This is a genomic window from Bradyrhizobium manausense (assembly GCF_001440035.1).
GTDB classification, from domain to species: domain Bacteria; phylum Pseudomonadota; class Alphaproteobacteria; order Rhizobiales; family Xanthobacteraceae; genus Bradyrhizobium; species Bradyrhizobium manausense.
This window is the reverse complement of the sequence record NZ_LJYG01000016.1, coordinates 37,961-63,219: the sequence shown is the minus strand read 5'-3', so window position 1 is coordinate 63,219 and position 25,259 is coordinate 37,961. Positions and strand designations below refer to the sequence as shown.

The 25,259-nt window shown below is 62.1% G+C and carries 19 protein-coding genes, 1 pseudogene and 2 riboswitches; of the genes and pseudogenes, 9 read left to right on the top strand and 11 right to left on the bottom strand.

The window, feature by feature from the left end; translation table 11 throughout:
• Window positions 1–44 precede the first annotated feature (44 nt).
• From trbL to AOQ71_RS42410, 5 genes are read left to right on the top strand one after another with little or no spacing between them, the layout of a single operon-like run.
• A complete protein-coding gene (trbL, locus tag AOQ71_RS02780; RefSeq protein ID WP_057741391.1) occupies window positions 45–1,406 on the top strand; it encodes a P-type conjugative transfer protein TrbL in 1,362 nt (453 codons plus the stop codon).
• A 3-nt stretch (window positions 1,407–1,409) separates the two neighbouring features.
• Window positions 1,410–2,099 (top strand): conjugal transfer protein TrbF, encoded by a 690-nt coding sequence (trbF, locus tag AOQ71_RS02775; protein ID WP_057741388.1) that lies wholly within the window; start codon window positions 1,410–1,412, stop codon window positions 2,097–2,099.
• Window positions 2,096–3,175, top strand: a complete 1,080-nt coding sequence (gene trbG, locus AOQ71_RS02770) for a P-type conjugative transfer protein TrbG (RefSeq protein ID WP_057741386.1) — start codon at window positions 2,096–2,098, stop codon at window positions 3,173–3,175. The genes trbF and trbG overlap by 4 nt, the downstream gene beginning before the upstream one ends.
• Window positions 3,166–4,374 carry a TraB/TrbI/VirB10 family type IV secretion system protein gene (locus AOQ71_RS02765; protein ID WP_057741384.1) on the top strand — a complete coding sequence of 403 codons (1,209 nt, stop codon included), beginning with the start codon at window positions 3,166–3,168 and terminating at the stop codon, window positions 4,372–4,374. The genes trbG and AOQ71_RS02765 overlap by 10 nt, the downstream gene beginning before the upstream one ends.
• Complete coding sequence (locus AOQ71_RS42410; protein ID WP_083513885.1) at window positions 4,371–4,625, top strand: DUF2274 domain-containing protein; 255 nt, start codon at window positions 4,371–4,373, stop codon at window positions 4,623–4,625. Before AOQ71_RS02765 ends, AOQ71_RS42410 begins: the two co-directional genes overlap by 4 nt.
• On the opposite strand, the gene AOQ71_RS02760 is transcribed toward AOQ71_RS42410, so the two are convergent.
• The 4 genes from AOQ71_RS02760 to AOQ71_RS02745 all read right to left on the bottom strand — a co-directional run bounded on the left by AOQ71_RS02760 (window position 4,592) and on the right by AOQ71_RS02745 (window position 9,964).
• Window positions 4,592–5,506, bottom strand: a complete 915-nt coding sequence (locus tag AOQ71_RS02760; protein WP_057741381.1) for a LysR family transcriptional regulator — start codon at window positions 5,504–5,506, stop codon at window positions 4,592–4,594. The genes AOQ71_RS42410 and AOQ71_RS02760 overlap by 34 nt on opposite strands.
• Before the next feature lie 821 nt (window positions 5,507–6,327).
• Window positions 6,328–7,803: a DUF3526 domain-containing protein gene (locus tag AOQ71_RS02755; RefSeq protein ID WP_057741379.1), complete on the bottom strand. Its 1,476-nt coding sequence runs from the start codon at window positions 7,801–7,803 to the stop codon at window positions 6,328–6,330.
• 9 nt (window positions 7,804–7,812) lie between these two features.
• Window positions 7,813–9,210 carry an ABC transporter permease subunit gene (locus tag AOQ71_RS02750; protein WP_057741376.1) on the bottom strand — a complete coding sequence of 466 codons (1,398 nt, stop codon included), beginning with the start codon at window positions 9,208–9,210 and terminating at the stop codon, window positions 7,813–7,815.
• A 1-nt stretch (window position 9,211) separates the two neighbouring features.
• Window positions 9,212–9,964 (bottom strand): ABC transporter ATP-binding protein, encoded by a 753-nt coding sequence (locus tag AOQ71_RS02745; RefSeq protein WP_245316661.1) that lies wholly within the window; start codon window positions 9,962–9,964, stop codon window positions 9,212–9,214.
• A gap of 161 nt (window positions 9,965–10,125) precedes the next feature.
• On the opposite strand from AOQ71_RS02745, the gene AOQ71_RS02740 reads away from it, so the two are divergent.
• On the top strand, window positions 10,126–12,504 hold the full coding sequence (locus AOQ71_RS02740; RefSeq protein WP_057741373.1) for a TonB-dependent receptor: 2,379 nt from the start codon (window positions 10,126–10,128) through the stop codon (window positions 12,502–12,504).
• A gap of 328 nt (window positions 12,505–12,832) precedes the next feature.
• On the opposite strand, the gene AOQ71_RS02735 is transcribed toward AOQ71_RS02740, so the two are convergent.
• The 7 genes from AOQ71_RS02735 to AOQ71_RS02705 form a co-directional block, all read right to left on the bottom strand.
• Complete coding sequence (locus AOQ71_RS02735) at window positions 12,833–13,831, bottom strand: aromatic ring-hydroxylating oxygenase subunit alpha (RefSeq protein WP_245316660.1); 999 nt, start codon at window positions 13,829–13,831, stop codon at window positions 12,833–12,835.
• Between the two features lie 59 nt (window positions 13,832–13,890).
• Complete coding sequence (locus AOQ71_RS02730) at window positions 13,891–14,094, bottom strand: hypothetical protein (RefSeq protein WP_057741368.1); 204 nt, start codon at window positions 14,092–14,094, stop codon at window positions 13,891–13,893.
• A 42-nt stretch (window positions 14,095–14,136) separates the two neighbouring features.
• Window positions 14,137–16,467 carry a 5-methyltetrahydropteroyltriglutamate--homocysteine S-methyltransferase gene (gene metE / locus AOQ71_RS02725; protein ID WP_057741366.1) on the bottom strand — a complete coding sequence of 777 codons (2,331 nt, stop codon included), beginning with the start codon at window positions 16,465–16,467 and terminating at the stop codon, window positions 14,137–14,139.
• Window positions 16,468–16,571: 104 nt separating this feature from the next.
• Window positions 16,572–16,796: riboswitch (cobalamin riboswitch) on the bottom strand.
• A gap of 33 nt (window positions 16,797–16,829) precedes the next feature.
• Window positions 16,830–17,753, bottom strand: coding sequence for a methylisocitrate lyase (prpB, locus tag AOQ71_RS02720; protein WP_057741364.1), 924 nt, complete (start codon window positions 17,751–17,753; stop codon window positions 16,830–16,832).
• Window positions 17,754–17,763: 10 nt separating this feature from the next.
• Entirely contained in the window at window positions 17,764–18,945 is a 1,182-nt protein-coding gene (prpC, locus tag AOQ71_RS02715; RefSeq protein ID WP_057741361.1) for a bifunctional 2-methylcitrate synthase/citrate synthase, read from the bottom strand.
• A 41-nt stretch (window positions 18,946–18,986) separates the two neighbouring features.
• Complete coding sequence (locus AOQ71_RS02710) at window positions 18,987–20,504, bottom strand: MmgE/PrpD family protein (RefSeq protein ID WP_057741919.1); 1,518 nt, start codon at window positions 20,502–20,504, stop codon at window positions 18,987–18,989.
• 13 nt (window positions 20,505–20,517) lie between these two features.
• Window positions 20,518–20,931, bottom strand: coding sequence for an acyl-CoA thioesterase (locus AOQ71_RS02705; RefSeq protein WP_057741358.1), 414 nt, complete (start codon window positions 20,929–20,931; stop codon window positions 20,518–20,520).
• Between the two features lie 144 nt (window positions 20,932–21,075).
• Here AOQ71_RS02705 and AOQ71_RS02700 point away from each other — a divergent pair, with 144 nt between their 5' ends.
• The 3 genes and pseudogenes from AOQ71_RS02700 to AOQ71_RS02690 all read left to right on the top strand — a co-directional run.
• A complete protein-coding gene (locus tag AOQ71_RS02700) occupies window positions 21,076–22,497 on the top strand; it encodes a short-chain fatty acyl-CoA regulator family protein (RefSeq protein WP_057741355.1) in 1,422 nt (473 codons plus the stop codon).
• Window positions 22,498–22,503: 6 nt separating this feature from the next.
• The gene (locus AOQ71_RS02695) at window positions 22,504–23,004 is read left to right on the top strand and encodes a hypothetical protein (RefSeq protein WP_057741352.1); all 501 of its coding nucleotides are present in this window, start codon (window positions 22,504–22,506) and stop codon (window positions 23,002–23,004) included.
• 137 nt (window positions 23,005–23,141) lie between these two features.
• Window positions 23,142–23,339, top strand: a riboswitch (cobalamin riboswitch).
• A 110-nt stretch (window positions 23,340–23,449) separates the two neighbouring features.
• Window positions 23,450–25,259: pseudogene (locus AOQ71_RS02690) on the top strand (TonB-dependent receptor); the annotation flags it as partial.

Genomic DNA, 25,259 nt, shown 5'->3' with positions numbered 1-25,259 from the left:
CCGGCCACTCCGTCGACGGCGAATGCCAGGGAAGGAGGTGAGCGATGAACAATGTCGGCGTCATCGACACCTTCCTCAATACATACACCACCTATCTCGACTCTGGCTTCGGCCTGATCAAGGGCGAGGTCACCTATCTTGCCTCGACGCTGATCGTCGTCGACATCACCTTGGCCGGCGTATTCTGGGCCTGGGGCGCCGACGAAGATATTCTTCAGCGGTTGGTGAAGAAGACGCTCTATATCGGCTTCTTCGCCTTCATCATCACCAACTTCAACAATCTCTCCGGCGTCATCTTCAACAGCTTCGCCGGTCTTGGCCTGAAGGCCGGCGGCTCGTCGATATCGACCGCTGACTTCCTGCGGCCGGGCCGGCTTGCGCAGGTCGGCTTAGATGCGGGACAGCCGCTGCTCGACGCCGCAAGCCAGATGATGGGCTTCACCAGCTTCTTCGCCAATTTCGTCCAGATCGCCGTGCTGATGGTCTCCTGGCTGCTGGTGCTGATCGCCTTCTTCATTCTGGCGGTGCAGCTGTTCGTGACCCTGATCGAGTTCAAGCTGACGACGCTCGCCGGCTTCATCCTCATTCCCTTCGCGCTGTTCAACAAGACCGCCTTCTTGGCCGAGAAGGTGCTCGGCAACGTCGTCGCCTCCGGCGTCAAGGTGATGGTGCTAGCCGTCATCGTCGGCATCGGCACTGGGCTGTTCTCCCAGTTCACGTCAGCCTATGCCGGCGGCCAGCCGACCATCGAGCAGGCGCTTTCGGTCGTGCTCGCCTCGCTCGCCATGCTCGGTCTTGGCATCTTCGGTCCCGGCATCGCAACCGGTCTCGTGTCCGGGGCACCGCAGCTTGGCGCGGGTGCTGCCGTCGGCACCGGCCTTGCCGTTGCCGGCACGGCGATGGCGGCGGGCGCGGGGCTTGGGCTCGCGGGGAGGGGAGCAATGGCCGCGACCTCGGGTGCTGCGGCCGCCGCGCGCGGTGGTGCGGCGATGGCAGGCGGCATGTCTTCTGCCTACAGCCTCGCATCAGCCGGCGGATCCGGCGCTGGCGGCGTCGCTTCTGGTCTCGGTGGCGCCGGCCGCGCTGCAGCCAGCGCGGCGACAGCTCCCGCAAGACGCGCCGCTGCGCAAGCAGTGGGAGCAATGGCGGAGAGCTTCACCTCTGGCGCCCGCGCCGGTGTCGCAAACACGGGTGGTTCCTCGACGATCGGGACCATTAAGCGTGGAGCGGCCGCAAACAATGGAGCTACCCCTGGAGCGGCGAGCGAGAGCGGTCCGCCCGCCTGGGCCCAGCGCGTCAAGCGCAATCAGACGATTGTTCACGGCGCGCAGACGGCCGCGCAAGCCCTCAAATCCGGCGACAGCCATGGCGGCGGCCACTCCGTCGACCTCAAGGGAGGAGAATAATCAATGTCAGTCTTCAGGCGATCGTCGGTCCGGTACGGCCGCACGCCCGAACCAGAAACCCCGTATCAGCGCGCCGCGCAAGCGTGGGACGACCGCATCGGCTCAGCGCGCGTGCAGGCAAAGAACTGGCGGCTCATGGCCTTCGGTTCGCTGATCCTTTCGTGCGGCCTTGCCGGCGGGCTCGTCTGGCAGTCCACGCACGGCACCGTCGTTCCCTGGGTTGTGCAGGTCGACAAACTCGGCGAAGCCCAAGCCGTGGCGCCCGCTGTGGCCGACTACCGGCCGAGCGATCCGCAAATTGCCTGGTACCTCGCGCACTTCATCGCGATGGTGCGCTCGCTTCCGGCCGATCCGATCATCGTGCGGGAGAACTGGCTCAAGGCGTATGATTTTACGACCACGGCGGGCGCGGTGGCGCTGAACGACTACGCGCGTGCCAACGACCCCTTCGCCAGTCTCGGCAAGCAGCAGGTCGCAATCGACGTCTCCAGCGTCATCCGCGCCTCATCAGACAGTTTTCGCGTGGCCTGGGTGGAGCACCGCTATCAGGACGGCGCGCTCGCCGGCACCACACGCTGGACTGCCATTCTCACCATCGCGGTTCAGCCGCCCACCGATGCCGACCGGCTGCGCAAGAATCCACTCGGCATCTACGTCAATGCCATCAACTGGTCGAAGGAGCTGGGACAATGACCCCGCCGTTTTCTCCAAATGCCGGAGGTCCGGCTTCACGTCTCTACATCATTCATCAAAACCGGAAAGCCAGCGATACGTGTTTCCGTAAATCCGCGATGGCGGCTTTGCTGATGTCCGTCTCGGTGCTTGGCGGCTGCGCGCACAATTTCACCCCGCCCGACATCAACTACGACAGCGCGGAGCCCGCGACGCTGACCACCGATCCGCCGTCGCCCATCAAGATCGTGGAATTGCCAAAACCCCTGCCGCTTCCTGGCCAGTTGAAACCGCTCGCCGCCGGCAAACGTGTCCCGGAAGCCGCCGACCCAAAAGCTCGCGTCAAACAGGCCAATGCCGCAGCGCGCGTGCAGCCGGTCCGCAACGGCTTCATCAACGCGGTCCAGGTCTATCCGTTCTCAGGCGGAGCCCTCTACCAGGTGTACACGTCGCCCGGCCAGATCACCGATGTCGCCCTCCAGGAGGGCGAGCAACTGGTCGGCTCCGGTCCGGTTGCTGCCGGCGACACCGTGCGCTGGATCATCGGGGACACCGAGAGCGGCGCGGGGCCGACCAGGAAGATCCATATCCTGGTCAAGCCGACACGGCCGGAGTTGATCACCAATCTCGTCATCAACACGGATCGGCGGACGTATCTGCTCGAGCTGCGCTCGACGGAGAAGACTTATATGGCCTCGGTCTCCTGGCAATATCCCGAGGATCAACTGATCGCACTTCGGCAGCAGAATGCGACAGCGGAAGCGGCAGCGCCAATTGCAGCCGGTGTCGATCTCGGATCGATCAACTTTCGCTACGCGATCGAGGGCGATGATCCGGCCTGGCGTCCGCTGCGCGCTTTCGACGACGGCAACAAGGTCTACATCGAATTCCCAAGCGGGATCGTTCAGGGTGAAATGCCGCCCCTCTTCGTCATCGGACCAGCCGGCGGGTCTGAGCTGGTCAACTACCGGGCGAACCGCAACTACTACATCGTCGATCGCCTGTTCGCCGCCGCCGAATTGCGCCTCGGCGACAAGGACAGCGAGCGGCGCGTGCGCATCGTCCGCACCGACGGAAGGCCACGCGCATGGCGATAGGCAGCGAAGACGAACGTCAGAACGATGTCCCACCCCTCGCGCCGCCGGATCTTCGGCTCCGGGGCGAGCGGCCCCCTGTAACGCGCCTCTCACGTAAGATGCTGATCGGCCTCGGCGCGGTGTCTGCCCTCGCAATCGCGGGTGCGCTCGGCTACGCGCTCCAGACCCGCAACAAGCAGCAAGCCGGCCAGGAGTTGCTCAGCACCCAGAACCGCCCTTCACCTGAGGGCCTTGCCGCCTTGCCGAAGGATTATACCGGACTGCCGCGACAGGTGCCGCCGCTCGGGCCGCCGCTGCCCGGCGATCTCGGCAAGCCGATCCTCAACGCAGGCGCGGCACCCAACACGGTGGTCCCGGGAACGGCGCCCGATCCGGAGGCGCAGCACAGATCCCAGGAGATCGAGGCGGCCCGCGTCAGCCGCCTGTTCGCCCAGACTGTTCAGCAACCCCAGAACGCGGGCCAAGTCATCCCAAATACCTCGGCCGCAACTGCGTCAGCCACGGCCACGACACCCCCTGTCGATGCCGGGTCCGCCCAAAACATGCAGGACCGCAAGACGGCCTTCCTAAACGCGCCGACGGACAAGCGCACCGTCAGTCCGGATCGGCTCGAAGCCAAGGTCTCTCCCTACGTCGTGCAGGCAGGCACCGTGATTCCGGCGGCGCTCATCACGGGCATCAGGTCTGATCTGCCAGGCCAAATCACAGCCCAAGTTACCGAGGCGGTGTATGACAGCCCGTCGGGCAAATATCTTTTGGTGCCCCAGGGCGCTAAGCTGATTGGTCAGTATGACAGCTCCGTTGCGTTCGGCCAGAGTCGGATCCTCCTGGTCTGGACCCGCATCATCATGCCTGATGGCAACTCGATCGTGTTGGAGCGCCAGCCCGGCGCCGACACCGGCGGCTATGCCGGGCTCGAGGACGAGGTCGACAACCACTGGGGCATGCTGTTCAAGGCCGCCGTCCTCTCGACCATGCTCAGCGTCGGAGCCGAGGCGGGCACCAGCCAGAACGAGAACAACCTCGTTCAAGCGATCCGCAGCGGTGCCTCCAACAGCATCAGCCAGACCGGCCAGCAGATCGTCCAACGCCAGCTTAACATTCAACCAACGCTGACCATCCGTCCAGGTTTCCCGGTCCGCGTGATCGTCACGCGCGATTTGGTGCTGGCGCCGTACCGCAAGGGAGGAACACAGTGACGAAGCTCAAGCTCGGCCCGCTCGAAGACGACAAACCAGTTAAGCTCACCGTCGAGCTCCCGGCGGCGATCTTCAGGGATCTCAAAAGCTATGCTAAGATTCTGGCGCGTAGTGGAGGCACGACGTCGTCGACCGACCCTGGCAAACTGATCGCTCCGATGATCGAGCGCTTCATGGCAACCGATCGAGCCTTTACGAAGGCACGACGAAATGCTGCTCAGGACTCGGGGGTGGTGGAAAGATCAGGATAGCGCTCGCGAAGCAGGTCAAGAAACGGTCGCAATGACGGATTGTCGTTGGCCTGCCGCCAGTACGCTCGGAAGCTCAGCCGCATCGGCCCCTCCTCATCATGCACCTCACGAAAAGTGACGCCCTGATAGGTCGCACCGGTCGCCCCTTCCAATGCCAGCAGGATGCCCCAATCCGCACCGACCAAGGTGAGAAGCCGGTCCAGCACTACATCATGGTGAATCAGTCGACACGGGTCGGAACCTCCCATCTTGCTGACGAGGAGCTTAAGCAGTTCCGGCGCCGGCCCGTGCTGTGACAAAAGAAATGTTTCTTCCTTCAGTTCACCCCACCGAATCACATCACGTGCTGTCAGCGGGTGGCTCTGGGGAAGAGCAACGACGACGCGTTCGCTCCAAAGCAATAATGACTTGTCGCCCCACTCCGGAATTGGTTCGGCCACGAAGGCGACGTCAATCGCCGAACTGGTGAGGTCGGACATCAGATGGTCTCTCGATCCGTCGACCAGTTTCCTATCGACATCGGGAAATCGATACCTATGGTCGACGAGGGTCGCTCGGAGGTTGCCGGCTGAGAATGAGGCATGGATTCCAGTGGTCAATCGACCGCTTTCACCGCGCGAGCGCTTCCCGACACGGACCGTGATTGCTTCCGTCTCACCCACGAAGCGTCGGGCCGCATCGAGGAATTCCCGTCCCTCGATGGTCGGCCGCGTGCCGCCGTTTGTCCGATCGAATAGCCTGCTGCCCAATGCGTGTTCGAGGCTTTGCAGGCGACGACTGAGCGTTGACTGTTTGATTCTGAGCGTCTCAGCCGCTTGGCGGAGGCTGGGGTGTTGTGACGCCACAATCGCCCAACGTAGATTTTGGAAATTTACTGGCACTGTCGAAGCTCTACGTGGGATTTCCGGTGACCGGATCTCTATGTGAGTTGGTCATTACGTTCTTGGGCCGCTTCAGCGCCGCTTGGTTGTCGCTGTGAAGCGACCTAAGTGCTTCCATGAGGAGAGTGCCGGTGGATACTCGCGACCGCAGGCTCCAAGTGCTGCCTTTGTCGCGAAAGAGAAGCTAGATTGACTTCCAGAGAGGTGCGGACAGATCTGCAATCTTCAGGAGTGAGCCCTGTGGTTGCGCCACTACTATCAACATTCCACTGCGGCGAGCGGTCCCGAAGCGAGCTACGAAACGTTAGATCCCTCAAATCTAAACCTGCGGCGACAAGAGGATAGCGATCAAGGCGGTAGCCAAGTCTCGGTCGGCTTACCCAGAATGCTTCACGAAGATCGTAGCCCATCTCAATCCTATCCCACTGCGAAACAGAGCTGTGTGGTTGTATGATTACACTGAGCTATTTTAGCGTGAAGGCAAAAAAGTGGCGTTGCTCAGCTTCTCTGGGACTACTACACAAGGCAGATTGGCCAAGCGCGCTCGCGGATCGCTGGAAATGCTCTAACTTGAACTGAGTCGGCCACCGCAATCCTTGAGACGATCCGCGCGAAAGTCAGAGAATGTCATCGCGAGTGCATAGCTCGCAAGCCAACGAGTTTGGCTAGCAACTCTCGCGCAAGCATTTGTCTCTTTGTACGACACTTCTTGTGCCTTGCTGCCTCCTGCCTCCGCAAGGCCTTGCTACTTGTACGGTAAGAATGGTTTTGAGCTAGCCCGCTAGGTACATCCGACCGAAAATGCCTAATCATTGCCTGGCTCAGATAATCGGGTCACGTACCAAGCGATATTTGGTCGCAGCGCCGATGCCGGCGGCGAGCATCAAGACCAAAATGATGCGCGACCAGACACGCCAGTTAACATCGCTTGTGGACGGCTCGGACCAATGCCACCGGGGCAACGCATTTAGTTCGTCAATCGTTGTCGCCTGGTCATCCTTAATTCTCGGTGCGAAATATTCGCGCCAAATGTTATGGAAAGCCTCGGTTTGCGACTTGAACGCAACAAAGCGCCGGGAGTCCGTGCCTGCAATTCCGTTCAACGCCTCGTTGACGAGGATGGCAGGCGAGAGGAATCCAAGTACGTCGACAAGCCTTTGCTGCTCAAGCAATTGCGCGTCGAATTGTTTGAGCAGCGGCTCGATCCTCTCGTCGACGCGCTGCTTGGCCAGGAAGAATGCACGCATGCGCGCGGGCACCTCGATGTTCCCGTCCTTGACCTTCATCGCCTCGGGGTCGGACGCATAACGGTAGTCAGCACTGTAGAGCTTCTCGTATTCGAGCAGGGCGTCCGCAGTAACGACACGCGTTCGGCTGGCCAATTCGGTCCGGGACGGCGCGGGGCTGATTTTGCTCACGGCGAGATTCAGCACGACCGGCACGATCAGTACGAACACGGTCCAGACCGCGATCATGATCAGCGCATTCGCAGAGGAAGACAGTCCGGCAACGTTCACGAGAGCTGCCAGCGCGAACCAAAACAGCGCATAGCTTGCTACCAGCACCGACCACGAAAGCATCAGGAAAAGTTGCTCCTGGCCTTGCGTCTCGGGATTGAGCACAAGGATCACGACGAGCGGCAGCGGAATAGCGCTCGCAAGCACCACAAGAAAGCGCACCAGAAGTTTTCCGGTGACGATGCTGGCAACCGAAACAGGTTGCGAGCAGACCATTCGCAAAGTGCCTTGTTCGCGCTCGGCTGAGAGCATGTTGTAGCCGAGAGCAATCACGAGCAGCGGCAGCACCGACACTATGACGAACGACAGATCGAAATGGCCACTGAGCAGGTTCCACGGATTTTCGATCTCTGTATCGTACATGAACTGGACTTTGCTTAGATAGCTGATCCGGTAGTAATTCGGCAGCAGATCAGACTGGCCGACAGACAAGGCGGCGAGCGGCGCGTTGTAAAGCGTGGTGTGACGGCCAGCCAGGGTTCCGGCCAGCGCGGCGGGGTTGGCCGGATTGTCAAATGGGACCAGTGCCTCCTTGCCGGCGATGACGGATTGCAGCGTCTCTTGATTGGAGGTCTGCTTGTCCTGCTCGTATCTGGCTACCTTATCGATCATGTGCTGGCGAAGCGAGGCCTGCCCAAGTCCGACAAACAAGCCGCAGGCCACCATGAGGGTCAAGATGAGGAAGACCAGAGGCAGCGTGCCGTCGCGCAGCAGAATACGGGTTTCGTTGCGGAGGATGAGCGACAGCGTCGAGGCGCGCGCGGGCGGAAGCGAGGTCATTCCAGCGGCCTATCGCATCAGCGGTCGAGAGATGCCGTAGCCGGCAAGCAGAGCCGCGGCGCACCAGGTCATCGTCAGCAATGCCAACGCCGGCCAGTGATGCGCCAGCGCGAAGGAGACCCTCGGCAGCTCATATTTGAATTGCGGGACCATCGCCCATAACGTCGGGCGGGCTTTGTAGGTAAAATGAGCATTGCCCAGAGGATCGGCGTGGTCGATCAGGTCCTGACTGACGATGTCCTGGATCTTGCGGCGCTGGGTCTCGGCGGCGGACGAGAAGTCGCGATGCTGCGAGAAATCGGTTCCGGAGAGGCCCATGGAAAAGTCGCGCAGGGCAATGACGGGTGCGATCAGGCCGACCCATTGTTGCAGCCGCTGCTGGCTCTCGAACGTATCCCAGAGCCTGCCGAAGGTTACATCTAGCACGCCATAGCCGGCCTCGTCATCGACCTTCAGCGCGGCTCCCCATTTGCTGAGCGGAAGCGAGGCGTCCCATTGCGTGCGGACGCCGAAGTGGTTGTGCCAAGCCTCATCGGCCGCCTCCGCCATGTCGTGCGAGAGGTGGTCGGTGAACTCTAGCCGCGACGGCGTCGGGTAGAACAGATTGGCGGCCTCGGACGCTGTCCGCGGTATGATCAGCGTCGCGGTGACCCAGAAGCCCAACAGGAGCACTAGCGCAGTGCGCGACGAGCGTGCGAGCGCGGACACGGCGAGCGTCAAAAAGATGTAGAAGCCGAGATAGAAACCGTAACCAGCTGCGAGCCAAGCCATTCGGTAGACTACGTCGAGCCGCTCTGCGTTTGGCATTCGAGCCGCCACGAAAATTGAAAAGGCGAGGGCAGGCGGCACGATCAGGATAGCAACACTGCTTGCGAGGGCCGCCGCCTTGCCGAGCAACAGACTTCTTGCCGGCACGCCGATGCTGAGAAGTTGCCGCAGCGTGCCGCGCTCGCGCTCGCCACTGACGGCATCGAAGCCGACGACGATGACGAGAAGCGGAAGCAGAACCTGGAGAATCCAGGCAGGCGACAATTCGCCGAAGCGCTGTAGGCCGGTAGCATCCTGCGCCGGTCGGAACTTGAGCTCACTTTGGCGGTGCGCCTGCAGCCAGACCGTCGAGCCGACGAACGGTTCAACGCCTGGATCGAACGCAGCGAGGGGCGGCTCCGGCTTGAACACGTGCATGCCTTGTTCGGCCGCATCATGCGGATGTCGCGGCCCCTGACGCAGCCAGGCCTCGTAGTCGAGGGCCTGGCCCACCACCCGCTCACTGTTGACCTGCGCCTGTCGGTTCCACCCGCTGGCCAGTGCCACCAGCATTAGCACGACGATCAGGGCGCCGCTCCACAAGAGCCGGCCGTCACGGAGCAACTCGCGCAGGTCTTTGGCTGCAATGGTCGTGAACACGTCAGCTCTTCATGTGCTTGAGATACAGCATTTCGAGGTCCGCATGACTGACGTCTTCGCTTCTAAGTTCTTCGATCAGCCGTCCTTGCTTCATGATGCCAATCCGTGTGCCGGTCTGCTTGGCATGGAAGAGGTCATGGGTCGTCGTCAGAACGGCAACCCCATTTTTGCTGGCATTAACGAGCAATTCAGAAAATTCGTTCGCTGCCGACGGATCGAGCCCCGAAGTCGGCTCGTCGAGCAGCAAAGCTTTCGCGTCCTTGGCGAGTGCGATTGCGATTCCGACCTTCTGGCGCATGCCCTTTGAATAAGTGGCAACCCTGTCATCGGCCGCCTGACGCGGAAGACCGGCTGCCTCCAGCAGCGCGAGCAGCCGCTCGCGTGATAGCTGCTCCCCGATCGCGAGCGAGGAGAAAAATGCGAGATTTTCCACGCCCGTCAGTGGAGCATAGAGGGTCACCTGCTCCGGGATGTAAGCGAGGAGACGCTTTGTCTCCAAGGGATTCTGAGCAACATCGAGCTCACCGATCCGCAACGAGCCGGACGTCGGCTGGAGGAAATTCAGGAACAGGTTGATGAGTGTCGTCTTGCCTGCGCCGTTCGCTCCCAGAAGGCAGTAGATGTCGCCGGGGGAGACGTTCAGCGACACTTGGTCCAACGCAGAATTTGCGCCAAATCGCTTTGTGACTTCGATTGCTTCGAGCATCGACCTGCTGCGCGACCCGTCACCCGGCATATGCATCGGATCGGACAAGATCGATGTCCAAGACCGAGGCCAGTGTCGCGCCGGACACAGTTGCACCCTCAATAGGAGAGTATGATCTTTCTTGATTGACATCATACTCATTAACAGAAGTTAATCAAGTCCGGGCGAGGTGAACCGGCGCGTGCCGGCTGGTAAATGTGGGGCGGCGTATGCGTCGTTTGTTTTCGTTAGTTTCTCTTTCAGGTTTCGCCATCGCACTTGCCGTGACCTGTCCCGCCGGGGCTCAAGACAAACCGACCGCGGCAGGTGCTACGCTTCCTCCGGTCCAAGTCGATGCGCCGAAGGAGCAGCCGGCACGACGGCCGGCAGTCAGTTCGCCGCGTTCGGGTCGGACTGCGCGTGCGGGCACGGGATCGCGAACGAATGTTTCAGCACCCGCAGCTCCCAGGACCCAAGCGCAATCAACGGCTCCAGGAACGCCGCTCAACACGAACGTTGTGGCGCAAGGCGCCAGCCGGCTCGGTCTGACGCCGCGCGAAACACCCGCGTCGGTCGAGGTCGTCGGAGCCGACACGATCCGCGAGCAGGGTTATCACACCACGATTGATGCGGTGAAGGGCGCGACCGGCGTCACTGCCGGCGACGCGCCGAACGACGTTTCGTTCGCGATGCGCGGCTTCCAGGGCAACCAGATCAACGTCACCTATAACGGCATCAATGTCGGCCCGACCGGCTTCACCTTTCTGCCGGCGGAGACGTTCAATCTCGACCGGGTCGAGTTCCTGAAGGGACCGTCCTCGCTGATGACGGGACAGGGCGCGGTCGGCGGCTCAATTAACTACGTCACTAAAGCCCCGCATAGCGGCCCGATCCAGAACGAAGCATTCTTCGGCTTCGATTCCTACGGCAGCTATCGAACCGGCTATGGCTCTGGCGGTAGCACAAACATCAAGGGGCTAGACTACCGCTTCGACATCAGTCGCTCGGGCGTCAAGGGCTCCATCGACGATACCGACACGCAGAACCTGCACGTTTCGAGCCAACTGGACTATCGTCTCTCCGAGACGTTCAAGATGTTCGGTGCCGTCGAGTACAAGGACTACAAGGCCCATGTCTACGAGGGTACACCGCTGGTCCCGATCTCCTACAGCGGACCTTACGCCACGAGTGGAATTGTGTCGGGCACCAAAGTGTCGGACTACAATCCAACTAACCTCGGTAACGTCACGATCGACAGCCGGACGCTGAACACGAACTACAACGTGCTCGACAACCACAAGACCATCAAGGAGACTTGGGCGCGCGGCGGGTTCGAGTGGAATCTCAGCAACAATGTGACGCTGAGAAGCCAGACCTACGAATACAATGCCAGCCGCGACTGGTACAACAGCGAGGTCAGCGCGTTCAACAACGACCCGGCGCGCGTCAACAATCCAATCGATCGGGAGCGCTTCTTCGTACATCACAATCAGAATACAGTCGGCAACAACACAGATGTAACGTGGGATACGCGCTTCCTTGGGATAGAAAACCGTCTCGTAACAGGCGTCGAGGCATATCACCTCGAGTTCACGCGGCCCGCGGCCGCCAATTTTCCCTACGATCAGGTGGCTTTGGTCGACCCGCAACGAGGCTACTACGGCCTGCTGACGACGCAGCGTCAGACCGCCACAATCGACAGCGTCGCATTCAATATTGAAGACCGCCTGAAGCTGACGCCGACCTTCGCGCTGATCGGCGGCTTGCGCTACAATCCATTCACGCTCGATCGCACCTCGACGGACGTGTACGGGGCAAGCAAGGTCGGCTTCCCCTATTCAGCAAACTGGGACCCAGTCACGGGGCGGATCGGGTATACTTGGGAAGCCATTCCGGGACTGACATTCTATAGCCAGTACGCGACCGCGAGTGACTTGTCGGCCGGCAGCATGTTTCTGCTCAACCCAACGCAGAAGCTGACGCTCACGGATGCGCGCAGCTACGAGACCGGCATCAAGAATCTGCTGTGGGACGGCCGGGCCGAATGGACGTTCTCCGCCTTCGATATCGAGCGCAACAATGTTTACACGGCCCAAGGCGGTCAAACCGTCGGCATTGCCGGCAAGGTGAAATCCCAAGGCGTCGAGTTTTCCGCCGCCGCACGCCCGTTCCCGGAGCTGAAGCTGTGGGGGAATGTCGCCTACGTTCACGCCCGCTACGCGGATTTCGATTTTGCCGGCGGCTCCTTCTCCGGCAATACGCCACCGAACATTCCTGCGGTCGTCGTCAATGGCGGCGCCTCCTATCGCTTCCTCAACCCGGGCTGGCTCCCGGTCGAGGCAGGGTTCTCCGTCCGTCACGTCGGAGACCGTTACAGCACGGACGCCAACACGGTGAAAATGCTCGCCTATACGACGGTCGATGCATTCGCCTTCATCGATATCCCGAAATCTGCGCGTTTCCAGACTTTCGATAATACGCGCGTGACCTTCCGTGTTCGTAACTTGACCGATGCCATCTACGCGGCGTGGAGCGATCCGTTCTATCCTGATCAGATATTCCTCGGGGCGCGACGCACCTACGAGATCGAGACCTCGTTCAAATTCTGAGCGGGCGCTGATCACGACACTGGTGGTCTCCGTGATGAGACTTGCAACAGCTGCCGTCCGTACCGGCCCATAGAACACACCGACGTCTAGTGGCTCACCCATGAGACTCACGAAATTCTTGAATTGTTTTGTTGGCTGACCGTCGCGCTGGCAATGCACTCTGAGCGCCGCCTTCGAGATCGCGAATGTGTCAGCCCACGTTTCGCTCGTGGCACTCGTGCATGCGAAAGCGGTCCACGAAACGGACCGCCGCAGAAAGGGCTGCTCTAGCTGGCGACCCCGAGGGAATCGAACCTATAGCCACACCTTATGAGCGGTCTTTGGACCTCTAAGCGTGATTACGCCCCCCCTGCAGGGCTAGCAATTCTCGCAGGTCGCGGATCGCAGGAAATACCTCCTGATTCCAGTCTCCGCCCTGAGCGTCGTAGGCGGCCTGCTCCGTCTCGACGATCTCGCGATCCTCGTCGAAGACGCGGTCGGTGAATTTGGCCAGGAAGGGCCAGGCGAGCTCAAGCACGCCGGGAATCTTCGGGCGCCGGACGGAGAGCATGATGAACGTCTGGTTCTTGCGCTGATCGGCATCGACCGGCGTGTAGCCGAGCCAGACATGCAGGACCGGCTTCTCGCCCGAGGTCCAGAGGCGCAGGGACTGGTGCGGGTAGTCCGTCCGGATCGTCATGAGGTCGCGCGGTGCGGCGGAGGGGGCACGGAGACTGCCGACGATCATGCTCTCACCGAGCGGGGCGCGTTCGCCGGGGCGGCGGAAGCTGTAGTCCAGCTCCATCCAGCCCTCGCCGGACCGCTTGCCGAGATAGCGCGGGCCGACTTTTCCGGTGGTCCGTCGGTGCAGGAACTGATGGTTCATGTCCATCAGGTTCTCGTGCATGAAAGTGTAGTGGCAATTGACGACTCGTCCGAACCGTCGCGTCTTGTAGGCGCGATCCGCTGCGGCCCCGAGCGTTGTAGGCGGCAGCTTGGCTGGCAATCGGCCCGGCCATACCAGAACGACCCCATCCAGTTCGCAGCACGGATAGGCGCGCACCCCGTTCGGAAGCTTATCTTTGCCGAGATAGGGAACGTCGACGCAGCGGCCTGAGGAGTCGTAGCTCCAGCCGTGATAGCAGCAGCGCAGATGGCAATCTTTGACAACGCCCTTCGACAGCGGGACCTGCCGATGCGCGCAGCGATCTTCCAGCGCGAACAGATCGCCGGCCTCGGTGCGAACGATAACGATAGGTTCACCCGCAAACGAGGAGGCGAAGGCACGCCCGCGCTTCACCTCTTGCGACCATGCCAGGGGATACCAGTGATCGGGGTGTGAACCCACTTGTCTCAAGTCGGCCGGCGCCTGATTTGCATCGGTGCCGGCCGCATTTCTAACGGAGTTCACGGATTGGACGCCCCCGACGTGCCGAGGTGAATCGCGAGGATCTCTTCTGGGGTCTCCCGAACCTCGATCGTTTGCGCCCCGCTGCCGACGAACTCCAGGATCGTCTTATCGCCATCGCGCCACATCCCGCCGACCAGCGAGAAATTGACGTGATAGGGCTTACCGCCGTCAAAGCGGGTACATTTGATCCAGAATCGCATCGGCAGTCTCCGTTTGAGGCCGAGGGGAGAGTTACATCAGCGTCAAGACGCCTTTCGAAGCTCGCGTGCGGCAGCGACCATGTTGACGAGCGCCGGACGGACTTCCTCCCATTTGCGCGTCTTCAGGCCGCAATCCGGATTGATCCAGAGCTGCGAGTCCGACAGCCGTTTCCGGGCCAGCGTGATGAGATCCCTCATCTCGCCGGTCTCGGGAACGCGCGGCGAATGGATGTCGTAGACGCCGGGGCCGATGTCGTTCGGGTATTTGAAGCCGGTGAACGCATCGAGCAGCTCCATCTTCGAGCGAGATGTCTCGATCGAGATCACGTCGGCGTCCATCGCCGCGATCGCGTCGATGATGGCGTTGAACTCCGAGTAGCACATGTGGGTGTGGATCTGCGTGGCATCGGCGACGCCGGTCGAGCAGATGCGGAAGCTTTCCACGGCCCAGTCGAGATAGGTCTTCCACTCGGAGTGACGCAGCGGCAAGCCCTCGCGCAGCGCAGCTTCGTCGATCTGGATCATGGTCGCACCGGCCCTTTCCAGGTCGGTGACCTCGTCGCGGATCGCAAGCGCGATCTGCCGGCAGGCTTCGCTGCGCGGAAGATCGTCGCGGACAAACGACCAGTTCAGGATCGTTACCGGACCCGTGAGCATTGCCTTCATCGGCTTCTTGGTTAACGACTGCGAGTAGCGCCACCATTCGACCGTCATCGGCTTCGGGCGCGAGACGTCGCCGAACAGGATCGGTGGACGAACGTAACGGGAGCCGTAGGATTGCACCCAGCCATATTGGGTGAAGACGAAGCCGGAGAGCTGTTCGCCGAAATACTGTACCATGTCGTTGCGCTCGAACTCGCCATGGACCAGCACGTCGAGCCCGATCTCTTCCTGCCAGCGGACGGTGCGGGCAGTCTCCTCCTTGAGGAACTGCTCGTACTGCACGTCGGTCAGCATGCCCTTGGCGTGGGCGGCGCGGGCGTTGCGGACGTCCGCGGTCTGCGGGAACGAGCCGATCGTCGTCGTCGGGAAGGCCGGCAGGTCGAAACGCTTGCGCTGGATTTCCGCGCGGCTCGCGAAGGCGCTGGTACGGCGGCGCATGGCGTCGTCGATCGCCGCCATGCGCTTGGCCACCGAAGCGTCATGGATCTTCGGCGAGGTCTGGCGGGCCTTGGCGGCCTTGTCCGAGGCGGCAAGGGCGTCCGCGACGCCGGCGTTGCCTGCAAGTGCCGTTGCCAGCGTGGACAGCTCGGCGATCTTCTGCACCGAGAAGGCAAGCCAGCTCTTCACGTCCGGATCGAGACCGGTCTCAAGCTCGAGATCGATCGGCGTATGCAGCAGCGAGCAGGACGGCGCGATCTGCACGCGGCCGGCGCCGAGCTTGGCGATGACCGGCTTGTACCGTTCGACCAGCGCCGACAGGTTGGAACGCCAGACGTTGCGGCCATCGATGACACCGAGCGAGATCACGAGGTCCTTGCGTGCGCCGGACTCGATCTGGTTGAGCTGCTGCGGTGAGCGGATCAGGTCGACGTGCAATCCGGCGACGGGCAGCGCGAGCGCCACCGGCAGATTGTCTGCGATCGCACCGAAATAGGTGGCAAGCATGATCTTGATGCCGGGGACGTCTTTGGCGAAGCGCGCATAGGCACGTTGCAGCGCGCTCCGCTCGGTCTCGTTGAGATCGAGAACCAGGCACGGCTCGTCGATCTGGACCCATTCCGCGCCCCGCCTACCGAGCTCCTGGAGAACCTCGACATAGACAGGCAGCAGGCCATCGAGCAGCGAAACCGGGTCGACCGCTGCATCATCGCTCTTGCCGAGCTTGAGGAACGTGACGGGACCGACCAGCACCGGACGGGTCTGATACCCCAGCGCCTTGGCTTCATCGTACTCCTCGACCACCTTGCGAGAGGAGAGCTTGAAGGTCTGGCCCTTGTGAAACTCCGGGACCATGTAGTGGTAGTTGGTGTCGAACCACTTGGTCATTTCCTGCGCGGTGTCCCCATGGCCATGATGGGCATGACCGCAGCTCACGTCGTCCGCATCGCCTTGCGATCCGCGTGCCATCGCGAAGTATGTCTTCAGCGAGACCGGGCCACCCTTCCAGCCGTAAGCATCGGGAATGGCACCGACCATCACGCTGGTGTCGAGCACCTGGTCGTAGAGCGAAAAATCGTTCGAGGGGATGATGGTCGCGCCGAGCGAGTTCTGGCGCGCCCAGTTGGCGGCACGAAGACCTGCCGCGGTGTCGAGGAGTTGTGTCTCGCTGATCTTGCCGGCCCAAAAACCTTCGAGCGCGAGCTTGAGTTCGCGGCGCGGCCCGATGCGGGGCGTGCCGAGTGTGGCGACAGGAAGTGAAAGAGAAGTCATAGCTTTAACCCCAATATGATGGGGGCAAAGGCCATGGCGGACGCTGGCACGGCAGCCGCGGATGCGGCAGCTGCTTGGCGCACCACCGGGACACCCCGCCCGTGGACGATTATGTTGTCGGGGCAGGTCTCCTGGCTCGCGGGTCGTCGCCTGCATCCGGGCCTTCCCGAAGCTTTCGCTTCAGTGACACGATTGGATGCGGGCTCGCCGCTTACAGTTGCGGGGGCAGCGCCGGCATTGCGTCAGTCCAACTGGACCGGGAGCGCACCGGCTTCCCTCTTAGCTCCGGGTCAAGCGGGACCCAGAGAACCTCGACGTCTCCGATTATCTGCAACGATGGGGTGCCGTCAACCTCTCGTCGTTCAGTTGCGCTGCGGCATACCGGATGGAACGACGGTTTGAACGATCGACGAATCCAAAGCTTCGTAATCGTGTAATCTGATCGTCGCATAGAGTTCCGCGCGCGTTTGCATGCGCTCGACGAGCTTGTGCGTGCCGCCGTCACGTGAAATGGCAGCATAAAGTTCTGCCTGCGCCTTGTTCGCCACGCGCAGCGAGGACACAGGCCAGATCACCATTGCGTAACCCATCGCCTCGAATTCACCGGCGGTGAAGAATGGAGTCTTTCCAAACTCCGTCATGTTGGCGAGCAGGGGGACGCCCGGCATGCGCTGGGCGAAGGCACGGAACATCTCGGCCGTGTTAAGCGCCTCCGGAAAGATCGCGTCCGCGCCGGCCTCGATATACAGTTTGGCACGGGCCACGGCGCCGTCGAGACCTTCGCTTGCGGCGGCGTCGGTTCTCGCGATGATCACGAGATCGCGGCGCGCTTTCGCTGCGGCAGCGACCTTGGCGGCCATGTCATGTGCATCGGCGATCTTCTTGTCGTTCAGATGTCCGCATTTCTTTGGCAGGATCTGGTCTTCGAGATGGAGTGCGCCGGCACCGGCATCCTCGAACACGCGGGTCGCGTGCATCACATTTAGTGCCTCGCCATATCCGGTGTCGGCATCGACGAGCAGAGGCAGCCCCGAGGAGCGGACGATCTGGCGAATGAAGAAGGCGACTTCGTCGACGGTGATGATACCCAGATCGGGCAGGCCCATCGACGCGGTCATGGCTGCGCCGGAGAGGTAGAGCCCCTCGAAACCGGCCGCCTTGGCCTGGAGCGCCGCCATGCCGTTATGCGTGCCGGGCAGCTTCAGGATGCCCGGCTGCTTCAACAGCTCGCGGAAGCGGCTGCCGGCGGATTGGCGCGGAAGATCCGCGGCGACGAGATACGGCATATCAGGTCCTTCAGGCTGCGCGGACCGACGAGCGCAGGCTGCTGCGCTGGTCGAGCGGTACGAACGTCAGGTTCTCCGGCCCGACATAGTTGGCCGACGGCCGGATGATCTTGTTGTCGATGCGCTGCTCGATGATGTGGGCCGCCCAGCCCGAGGTGCGGGCGATCACGAACAACGGCGTGAACATCGCGGTCGGTACGCCCATCATGTGATAGGAGACCGCGCTGAACCAGTCGAGGTTGGCGAACATCTTCTTGGTCTCGGCCATCACGATCTCGATCCGGTCGGCGATCTCGAACATCTTCAGCGAGCCGGCCTCGCGCGACAGGCGGCGTGCGACCTCCTTGATTACCTTGTTGCGAGGATCGGCGATCGTGTAGACGGGATGGCCGAAGCCGATCACGACCTCCTTCGCGGCGACCCGGTGGCGGATGTCGGCGTCAGCTTCCTCGACATCGCCATAGCGCTTCTGCACCTCGAACGCGACCTCGTTGGCGCCGCCGTGCTTCGGGCCGCGCAACGCGCCGATCGCACCGGTGATGGCCGAATACATATCGGCGCCGGTGCCGGCGATCGAGCGGGCCGTGAAGGTCGACGCATTGAACTCGTGTTCGGCGTAGAGATTAAGCGAGGTATGCATGGCGCGGACATGGGAGCCCGACGGCTTGCGGCCGTGCAGGAGCTGCAAAAAGTGTCCGCCGATGGTGTCGTCGTCGGTTTCGACGTCGATGCGGCGGCCGTTCTGGGCGAAATGATGCCAGTAGAGCAGCATCGAGCCGAGCGAAGCCATTAGGCGATCGGCGATGTCGCGGGCGCCCGGATGGTTGTGGTCGGAGGCCTCCGGCAGCACGCAGCCGAGCGTCGAGACTCCGCTGCGCATGACGTCCATCGGATGCGCCGCGGCGGGGAGGGCCTCCAGCGCCGCCTTCACAGCGTTCGGAAGGCCGCGCAGGACCTTCAATTTGGTTTTGTAGGCGGCAAGCTCGGCCGGCGTCGGCAGGCTGCCGTGCACGAGCAGGTAAGCGATCTCCTCAAACTCGCAGGTCTCCGCGACGTCGAGAATGTCGTAGCCTCGATAGTGGAGATCGTTGCCGGTGCGACCGACGGTGCAGAGCGCGGTGTTGCCGGCGATGACGCCGGAGAGCGCGACCGACTTCTTGGGCGCCGGCTTTGCAGGAGCTTCATTCATCATGGTCCCTATCCCTTGATTTCCGAAGGAGCTTGCGTCGGGCCTTAGCGGCCGGACCAGTCGAAGATGCCGGTCGATCCCTGAGCGCCGAGCTGTGACGAATCGACGGTGAAGGTCAGTCCGGAGAGGTCGCTGGCTGTCAGCTCGGGCAAACGCTCGACGAGACCGAGGAAGCGATCCTGTTCGGCGGGTGCAATGACGCCATCGGCGAGACTGCGGAATTTTGCGACGTATTGCAGCCGTGCGAACGGGCGCGCGCCGAGCGGATGTGCGTCCGCCACAGCCAGCTCGTCGCTGACGATCGAGCCGCCCTTGAGCGTGACCACCACGCGGCCGCCGAATGCTTTCTGCCGGGGATCATGGCTGTGATAGCGCTGGGTCCAGGCGGGATCTTCGACCGTGGAAATCTTATGCCACAGTGCGACCGTCTCCGGCCGTGCAGCGCGTTCAGGTGCGTAGGATTTCTGGTGGTGCCAGCCGCCGTCTTCGAGCGCGACCGCGAAGATGTACATGCTCGAATGGTCGAGCGTCTCGCGGCTGGCCTTCGGGTCCATCTTCTGCGGATCGTTGGCGCCGGTGCCGATCACGTAGTGGGTGTGATGACTGGTGTGGATCACGATGCTCTCGATCTTGCTGAGATCGCCGATCTTCGGGCCCATCCGGCGCGCCAGATCGATCAGGGCCTGGCTCTGGTACTCCGCCGAATGCTCCTTGGTGTAGGTATCGAGGATGGCGCGCTTCGGCTCGCCTTTCTCGGGCAAGGGCACGACGTATTGCGACTTCGGGCCAGACAGCAGCCACGCGATGAAGCCGTCCTCGCCTTCCCAGGCCGGCGAGGGCGCGCCTTCGCCGCGCATGACGCGGTCAACGGCCTCGATCGCCATCTTGCCGGCAAAAGCCGGTGCATAGGCTTTCCAGCTGGAGATTTCGCCCTTGCGCGACTGCCGCGTAGTGGTCGTCACGTGGAGCGCTTGTTGAACGGCCTGATAGATGGTCTCGATCGGTAAGCCCAGTGCGGTGCCGATGCCGGCTGCTGCCGACGGGCCGAGATGGGCGATGTGGTCGATCTTGTGCTCGTGCAGGCAGATGCCATTCACCAGATTGACCTGGATCTCGTAGCCGGTCGCAAGGCCCCGGATAATTGCCGCGCCGTCGAGGCCGCAATGCTGCGCCACTGCCAGGATCGGCGGAATGTTGTCGCCGGGGTGCGAGTAGTCGGCGGCGAGGAACGTGTCGTGGAAGTCGAGCTCGCGCACGGCAACACCGTTGGCCCACGCCGCCCACTCCGGCGAGATGCGCTGCGCCTGCGGCAAGCCGAACACCGTCGCACCGGGCTTGACGGGGTGCGTGACGGCCTGCGCCCGCGCGCTCGCGACGGGGCGGCGCGCAACGGAGGCTGCGGCAACGGCGGCGTTGTCGATGATGCGGTTGCCGATCATCTCGATCACGGCGGGCTCGACCGCGACCGGGTCGGAAGCGACCTCGGCGATCTTCCAGGCGAGTTGATCCGCACGCGCGAGATGCTCGGAAGATTTGTAGGTGCGGACATTATGCGATTTCACGGTTCGGAATCCTTCAGGCATATCTTGAAGACGCCGGATCGACCGGCGTCGGTTTTCCGGCCGCGTCGACGGCGACCATTTCGAATGAGCCCTGCATGGCGATGCGGCGATGGCCGGTTGCGAGCGTTTCCGCGACGACCTCGACCGCGACCGTCATCGACGAGCGGCCGACCCGTTCGACCTGCGCGGTGAGTTCGACGAGTTCGCCGACGTGGACGGGGTCATGGAATTGCACCTTGTCGGAGGTCGCCATGACCACCGCACAGCGGGCGCGCCGGGTGGCCGCCACAAAGGCGGCTTTGCCCATGAGGCTCAGCGCATTGCCGCCGAACAGCGTGCCGTAGTGGTTGGCCTGCTCGGGGAAAACGACCTCGACGAAGCGGGTCGGCTCGTTCGGTCTGGTGGCTGGTTCGAGAGCGGCCTGCATGGCGCGATATCCGGTGACCCTTGTAACCCGGTCTGCTATTCGCAATATCTGCAACTCCACAACTGGCGTATAGTGCTGAAAAGGTGAAGCTTTGCGAAGCCAACGCGGCGAATTTGCAAAGTTTGCGAAGTCGAGAGGCGTCGGATGAAAAAGGCATTCATGGGCGTTCGGCTGAAGCGGCTGCGCGAGGAGCGCCGGCTGACGCAGCAGGCGCTCGCGTCCGCGATCGGCATTTCGCTGAGCTATCTCAATCAGCTCGAGAACAACCAACGGCCGCTCACGATTGCCGTTCTGCTCAAGCTCAACGCCGCGTTCGGTGTCGACGTTCAACTGTTCTCGGAGGATGACGAGGCCCGTCTCATTGCTGATTTGCGAGAGGCGTTGTCGGATTCGGAGGTCGGAGGGACCGTCTCGGCCGCGGAGCTGCGCGAGCTCGCGTCGAACATGCCGGCGCTGGGACGAGCCCTGGTCGGCATCAATCGCCGCTACCGGCAAGCGATCGAACAAAGCGCCGCACTCGCGGCGCGGCTCGGAGAAGACAGACAGGCCGACACGGCGATCCTGCCGTCGACGCCTTACGAGGAGGTTCGTGACTTCTTTTACGCACGCCACAACTATATCGCCGAGCTGGACGATGCCGCCGAGCGACTGGCTGATGAACTGTCGCCATCGGTGGCAGTCACGCCGTCCGCGCTCGCCGATTATCTCAAGAGCAGATTCGACGTCACGGTTGTGATCGGTGATGTCGCCGATGCAGTGCATCGCCGCTTCGATCCACAGAACAGGACCCTGCATCTTTCGCGCCGGCTTGAGCCGGGCCAGCGCGCCTTCCAGCTCGCGACGCAAATCGCGATGCTGGCCTTTGACCGGGAGTTGATTGCGCTCGCCGACGGAGCGGGATTTGCCAATCAGGAGACGCGCGGGCTCGCCCGAATTGGCCTAGCCAATTATTTCGCAGGCGCGCTGATCATGCCTTATGGACGGTTCCTCACCGAGGCGAGGAACCGGCGTTACGACATCGACATGCTGGGCGAGGCTTTTGGCGTTGGCTTCGAGACCGTCTGCCACCGGCTCAGCACGCTGCAGCGTCCGTCGGCGCGCGGCGTACCGTTCTTCTTCATTCGCGTCGACCGGGCGGGCAACATCTCGAAGCGGCAGTCGGCGACGGATTTTCACTTTTCGCGGATTGGCGGCACCTGTCCGCTGTGGAACGTCTACGAGGCCTTTGCATCGCCTGGTCGCATCGTGACACAATTTGCCCGGATGCCCGACGAGCGCGCCTATCTCTGGATCGCGCGGACCGTCTCGCACAAGAGCGGTGGCTATGAGTCCCTCGGCAAGAGCTTCGCGGTCGCCCTGGGCTGCGATGTCAGGCATGCCGGAGAACTGGTCTATTCGCGCGGCCTTGACATCCACGATCCCGCGTCAGCCGTGCCCATTGGCATCGGCTGCAAGGTGTGCGAACGTATAGATTGTCCGCAACGCGCTTTTCCACCGATCGGGCGCTCCCTTATGATCGACGAGAGACAGTCGCTGTTTTCACCTTACGCTGCGTCGAAGTCCTAAAAGCGCATGCACGAGGGAGTCGCTCAGGTCCGCTATCTGGATACATCTGATGTCGCCGCCCATCTTGTCGGCTTTGTGCCTTCGGAGGATTTGACCGCCGGCAGCACTCACAAGGCGACCCAGGCAATTCGGCTGGTCAAATCCACGTTTCGTGACGAATTCAAATGCCTTGTGAAGCAAGTAAAATCCGGAATTATCATCGAGTGTCCCGAGGCAACTCAGAATTCGATCTTGGATTTATGTGGTGTCGTGGAACAAAAGCTGGAGCGGCTGAAGAAAGAACCGCTTGCCGCCAAGATGGTTGAAGAGATTTTGGCAGTCTCCGGCGCCGAGCTGCGTCGCTGGTCGAAGGACGGCCGAATACCGACCAGCGGTCGGGCTTATTTCAGCCAAGGCAGAAAGCAGGTTGGGCTGTTCCTCTACCCACCCGAGGCAATTCGTGAGCTTTCGTCGCGCCCCGATCAAATTGCGCAGTGGCGAAATCAGGATCGACAGCCCCAGCATTGAAGAACAATATTGCCGCGCCAATCAGCGATGGTGTGGTTGTAAAGGTTCTGCCCAGCACTGGTGATGTATTTCAATCACACTGAAGGACGAACCGCCGAACATTCTCGTGAACTCGTTTGACGTGATCAAATCCGAACCCTTACGGTTGTATCGACGGCTCCCTTCGGGGATTAATAGGGAATGCGGTGCGGGGATTGCCCCTATGCCGCGGCTGCCCCCGCAACTGTAAGCGGCGAACCTCTCGTCTCAGGCCACTGGGGAATCTCGGTCCCGGGAAGGCGACGTAGAGGTAACGACCCGCGAGCCAGGAGACCTGCCGTCAGCCGTGGTCACACGCGAAGATGTCGGTCGGGGAGTACAGACATCGTTTCATTCGGGTCCGACAGGGCTCTGGTGGAGCCTCGCTCGCTGTGACGTGCCACCGACGTCATACCGAGGCCATAGTATGTCTCCCGTTTCCACCGCTGCCCGGCACCGCCGCGCGGTTCTGCTCGCTTCAAGCTTCATAGTCCCTGCCATTCTCGTCACTGCTCGACCCGCCAGCGCCCAGCAGGCTGTTGCGGAGCAGTTGCCGCCGGTCGAGGTAATCAAGTCCGACGACCAGAACCGCACGCGCGCGAGAGCGACCGGCGACGGCGATACGACGCGGCGGCGAGCGCCGACCAATCCCGCACCGGCCCGTGCGGCCGACGGCGCTGGAACGGGTTCGTCCTCATCGAGCAATCCGACCGGCACGAGCGGTGGCGGCATCGTCGGGGCCGCTACCACCGTCATCACGGCCGCGGATATCGAACATTCGCCGTCGCAATCATTGGCCGAGATCATCGCGACGCAGACGCCGGGCGCGCAGATCACGACGCTCTACGGCGGCCCGATCGCAGCAAAGACCACCGTCGACCTGCGCGGCTTCGGTGCCTTTGGGAGCGCCAATACGCTGGTGTTGATCAACGGCCGGCGGCTGAACGATATCGACATGGCGCAGGTGGATCTCTCCACCATCCCGCTTAACTCGATCGAGCGCATCGAGATCACGCGCGGCAATTCAGGCGCGGTGCTCTACGGCGATAACGCCATCGGCGGCGTGATCAACATCGTCACCAAGAACGGTGTCGGCGGACCGCCAGTTGCCGCGCGCATCGAGGCCGGCTTTGGCTCGTTCAATACCAGGCTCGGCAATGTTTCGACCTCGCTGAGCTCCGGTCCCTGGTCGACCTCGTTCTATGGCAATGTCGTCAAGACCGACGGCTACCGCGACAACAATCGCTATTCCCAGGAGAATGGCGTCGGCAATCTCAACTATTCGACGCCCGACCTGACTGCCTTCCTGACCGTGACCGGAGATAACCAGGAACTGAGGCTACCGGGCGGCCGCACCGTCGATCCCTCGATCGGACTGGACGAACTCGCCACGGCGCGAAGGGGGACCAGCACGCCATTCAACTACGCCAACCAGCAGGGCTACAGCGCAACGGCAGGCTTCACCAAGACGCTGGTCAACGGCGTCGACCTCATCGTGGACGGCGGCGTGCGCGACAAGAAGCAGCAGAGCGCTTTCTTCTCCAGCCCGACGCCGGTTCCGGCCCTCTTCACGTCGAACTATGTCGATGCCGATCTGACGACGTGGTCGATCACGCCGCGCCTCAGCGTGAAGAGCTTTGCTTTCGGCATGCCGTCGCAGCTCCTGACGGGCATCGACTATTACGACGCGAGCTACCAGCAGAACCGCGGCGCCGGGCAGGGGCTGGCGCCCTGGCACAATTACGACCTCAGGCAGCAAACGGTCGCCGGCTATTTCCAGCACACGCTGGGCGTCACGCCCATGACGGATGTCTCCTATGGCGCGCGGCTGCAGAACTTCAATCTGTCGGCCCGCGACAATTTCAATCCGGCCGCGCCATTCAATACCGACATCGGCGCAGTGCCGCTCAACAGCAACGAGACAAATTATGCGCTGCACCTCGGTGTCGAGCAGCGCCTCAACGGCGTGTTCACGCTGTTCGGCCGCGGCGCGCGAGCGTTCCGCACGCCTGACGTCGACGAGCGTGTGTCGTCGGGACCGTCGTTCGACCCCTTCTTCAATCCGCTACCGCAGACCTTCCAGCTCAAGACCCAGACCTCGCAGGACGTCGAGGGCGGCCTACGCATCAAGGCCGGCGGACTGCAGTTCCAGAGCAGCCTGTATCTCATGGACCTCACCAATGAGATCCATTTCAATCCCGTGCTGTTCTACAACGTCAATCTCGATCCCACCCGCC